At 37.1% G+C, this 4,066-nt stretch carries 5 protein-coding genes and 1 riboswitch; of the genes, 3 read left to right on the forward strand and 2 right to left on the reverse strand.

The features are described from left to right. Window positions 1-32 precede the first annotated feature (32 nt). Window positions 33-1,757, reverse strand: a complete 1,725-nt coding sequence (locus V7149_RS16465; RefSeq protein WP_335346693.1) for an AAA family ATPase — start codon at window positions 1,755-1,757, stop codon at window positions 33-35. A gap of 326 nt (window positions 1,758-2,083) precedes the next feature. Beyond that, window positions 2,084-2,186: riboswitch (TPP riboswitch) on the forward strand. Window positions 2,187-2,252: 66 nt separating this feature from the next. Between V7149_RS16465 and thiT the strand changes: the two genes are divergently transcribed. Beyond that, window positions 2,253-2,852 (forward strand): energy-coupled thiamine transporter ThiT, encoded by a 600-nt coding sequence (gene thiT, locus V7149_RS16470; protein WP_335346694.1) that lies wholly within the window; start codon window positions 2,253-2,255, stop codon window positions 2,850-2,852. A 185-nt stretch (window positions 2,853-3,037) separates the two neighbouring features. Continuing rightward, window positions 3,038-3,448 carry a ferritin-like domain-containing protein gene (locus tag V7149_RS16475; RefSeq protein ID WP_335346697.1) on the forward strand — a complete coding sequence of 137 codons (411 nt, stop codon included), beginning with the start codon at window positions 3,038-3,040 and terminating at the stop codon, window positions 3,446-3,448. 68 nt (window positions 3,449-3,516) lie between these two features. Here the strand turns inward: V7149_RS16475 and V7149_RS16480 are convergent, their stop codons facing one another. Further along, entirely contained in the window at window positions 3,517-3,657 is a 141-nt protein-coding gene (locus tag V7149_RS16480; protein WP_335346695.1) for a hypothetical protein, read from the reverse strand. Window positions 3,658-3,925: 268 nt separating this feature from the next. Between V7149_RS16480 and V7149_RS16485 the strand changes: the two genes are divergently transcribed. Then, window positions 3,926-4,057, forward strand: a complete 132-nt coding sequence (locus tag V7149_RS16485; protein WP_335346696.1) for a hypothetical protein — start codon at window positions 3,926-3,928, stop codon at window positions 4,055-4,057. The last annotated feature ends 9 nt before the right edge of the window (window positions 4,058-4,066 follow it).

Consider the following 4,066-nt stretch of genomic DNA (forward strand, 5'->3'; position numbering starts at 1 on the left):
AAAAAAAAACCGACTCATTTAGAGTCGGCAAATTAGACAATAGCCATATCTTTTAATTGCTCGCCATTTACAATATCCTGAACCTCAGTACCTTCTAAAGTTTCTTTTTTCATAAGGGCTAGAACTAAAACTTCGAATTGTGGACTATTATTTTTGATGAGTTGTTCAGATTTTTCTAATGCTTTTTGGAAAAGCTCCTGCATTTTTACTTCTTTTTCCACTTTNNGGGTAAACCCATTTTCAAGCAAGCCAGTGTCAACCATTTGTTCGATGACCTTCTTCGCTTGCTGAACATCACCACTTACACCAATGCTGTGTTCTCCAAGGTAAATCCGTTCCGCAACACCACCTGCGAGGATCATAGCAACTTGGTCTAGCATGTCGCTCGTTGTTGATAAATGCATCTCTTTTGGAATTGGCGCTACATAACCAAGCGCTTGCCCGCGGGGAATGATAGTTGCTTTACGAACCGAACCTGGTTTTGTAATAGCAGCAACAAGGGCGTGACCTGCTTCATGAATAGCCACACGATTTTTTGTATCCTGATCTTGTAAAGATCTAGTTGAACTTCCTAGAATGGTTCGATCTAGGGCAAAATCCAAGTCTTCTTTAGCTATTACTTCCTGACCATTTCTAACAGCCCGTCTGCTCGCTGTTTCAAAGAGAGAATGAAGGTCCGCACCTGAAAACCCAGAAGTGCTCTCTGCAAGCTCATCGAGTGAGTTTATGACATCATCAGCTAACACACGATTTTTCGTATGAATGTCAATAATCTCTTTTCTTCCTTTTGTATCTGGAAGTGGAACATGAAAAGAGAAATCAATTCGTCCAGGACGTAGGAATGCATCATCGAGCATATCCTTACGGTTTGTTGCGGCGATGAAAAGAATTCCATCATTCGAATGACCGCCATCTAATTGAACAAGAAGCTCAGTCAATGTTTTTTCGCTTTCCTCTCCGCCATGCTGTTTTCTTTTTCCTGCAAGTGCATCTACTTCATCGACAAAAATGACGGCTGGCTTCTGCTTTCTAGCATTTTGAAACAATGTACGGACACGTGATGCACCAACACCAACAAACATTTCATTAAAGGCTGAACCGCTAGTAGAGAAGAAGGTCGCTCCAATCTCTTTGGCAATAGCTTGTGCCAGTAGGGTTTTACCTGTGCCTGGTGGTCCATATAATAAAATCCCTTTCGGCGGTTTTACGCCCATTTTTAATGAACGGTCTGGATCTTTGAGAGTGGAAAGTGTTTGCATAATCTCCTCTTTCATTTCACCTTGAATACCGCCAACATCAGCAAGAGAAATAGAAGGGAGGGGCCTTGCTTTAGATACGCTTTCCTTCATGGTGTTTGCAGCACCTAGTCCGCCTTTACCAGATTTATATAAATAAACGCCAAGCCCTACAAGTAAAATCATTAGTCCGCCAAGAATCCAAGGTGTAAAAGGACTGCTTGAAGAAAATGTATATTGAACATTATAGTTTTCTACTAATTTATCGATTATCTGACTATTCGGAGGTACATGGGACTTATATTCACCATCACTCGTCACAATCGTCAGCTTTCCATCTTTATGCTCGTTTATTGTAACCAATTCTCCATTTTGTGAGGCTATTAACTTCTCAACAGAGGAAAAGGGGATGGCTACTTCTTTATTTCCAGCTTGAACAGCCCATATAACTGCTGCCACAATTATCAAGAAACCAACAATAATCGGTACCATCGTTGAAGCTTTTTTAAATTGTAATTTCAACTTTTTCCCTCCTTACTGTTACCTTATTATTATAAGGAGCATAGTAAAGAAGGACTAGTGCCATTTTAATGTAAAAAGATGAAAAAAATGGTTAACACATGTTTTCAAGACTACTATGTTAGGGATTTAGCCAAAATAGGGCGAACATTATTATTGAAGGTTTCTATGTGATGGTTTTAATGTGTAATATTGAAAAGCGCTAACAAATCTATGCAATATTTTGCTCTTTTTTATTAGAATAAAGATATAAACCATTATTAAGCTAATGATCCTTCACAAATGTTGGAAACTATACTATACTGATGTTGGAATCATAATTACATAAACGTAACCACAAGGGGAGCTTTTCGCTGAGAGTGAACAGGAGACTGTTCTGACCCTTCGAACCTGTTAGATAATTCTAGCGCAGGAATGTGGCATGAATAGAAGGTTTTTTCTGTTGTTTTCTATTCTCCCCTTGAGGTAACGGAGTACAAAAAAAGGGGAGATTTTTTTATGAAAAAATTGGGTTTACTCGCATTAATCGAAGGCTCATTTTTTGCAGCTTTTGCCATTGTTTTAGATTTACTGCCTTCGATTAAACCAATACCATCTGTTTCTATTTCAATCGCAATGGTTCCCATTTTTATTATTGCATTCCGCTGGGGGTTAAAAGTCAGCTTGCTTTCCGGTTTGCTCTGGGGAGTCTTGCAAATAGCAATGGGGGATGCATGGATCGCCACTCCAACTCAAGCCTTTATTGAGTATTTTATTGCCTTTGCTTGTATTGGATTTGCTGGCCTGTTCTATAATTTTATTCAAAAAGAGATCAGATTCGGTTCGAAAAAGAAAGCAATTGGCTGGATGATAGCTGCTATCTTTGCTGGCAGCCTGGCACGTTATTTCTGGCACTTCATTGCAGGCGTTATTTTCTTTGGAGAATATGCGCCAGAGGGCATGTCGCCATTCCTCTTCTCGTTTGCAGCAAATGGAGCTACCATGATTGGAGCGTGGCTATTATGCTCAATCGCCGTTGTCCTTTTAGTATCAACTGCGCCTCGATTGATTATTAGAAAAGACAATACGCTGCTCATCACACATAAAAAAGTTTCTTAAATATTTTCTCAAATACGCTTCTGGCAAATCAGAGGCGTATTTTTTTGCATTTGCTTTGGCGGAAATGACTAGATCCTGATATGACATCAGCATTATTAATAATCACTTCCAAAATGAATCTCATAGTATATAAGGAAAAAAACTAAGGAGGTATTCGTTTGTATCCTTATTACGATTACAAAAATATGTACAGACAAACAGATAAATTGCTCAGGGATTTAACTAAAGCCATTAATGGAGAATATAGTGCTGTCCAATGCTATCAGAAAATAGCTAATTTGGCGACAACCGAAATAGAAAGGAAGCAAATCCTTGAAATTCGAGAAGATGAAATTAGACATTTACAGCAATTTACACAACTATATGTAAATCTGACAGGCAGGCAGCCACAACCTCAAATCGTGGAACAATGCCCAAACACTTACAAAGAAGGGATTGAGTTTGCCTTTGTAGATGAACAGGAAACGGTAGACTTCTATCTAGGTGTGTCTGATGAGATAACAGATGTAAATATTAAAAATGCATTCAAACGAGCCGCTTCAGATGAACAAAATCATGCCGTCTGGTTTTTATATTTTTTAAACAAGCGAAAATAGTTACAGGCAAAAACAAAAGAAATCGTCAGAAAAGATCGATTTCTTTTGTTTTTATTAATGTCTTTTTCTTATTTTTTAATAATTGGTTCTAGTTGTCTTGCGATTTCACTTAGTAAATCATGTAAGGTCAAGTGATTTTCATTCTGTCCTTTTTTTAGGGCTGACTGTAAAACCTTTGCAAACTCATACGAATTTACTTCAGGCCTCATATGTGAACACCTTCTATTGATCATTTGATGAAGAACTAAGCAGTGAATTTACTTTACAGTATATTAATGATTATTTTTATTTGTGACTTGAATAAAGTCTATTTTATAACATTTTAATAAGTAGGTTTCATCCAGTCTTTTTCGGGTAAATTAAAAAAAATTTTTTTTTTCCTACAAATACCCCCATAATATCTCTCATAATGTCGAATGCTCTTATAAAAATAAACATCCAAATACCTATTAAATAATATTTAGAGGAGTTCTGATTATGATTTTAATTAATGCCGATATTGATAAACTGTTAGATGCTACCGAAGAAATGGCAGATGAAGGTGATTTCAGCTATATAATCAGACGAATTGAAATTGATAAATTGCTAGAAAGAACACAAGACTGGTGAATAATGAGA

This window comes from Bacillus sp. JJ1503 (genome assembly GCF_036965125.1).
Taxonomy (GTDB): domain Bacteria; phylum Bacillota; class Bacilli; order Bacillales; family Cytobacillaceae; genus Cytobacillus.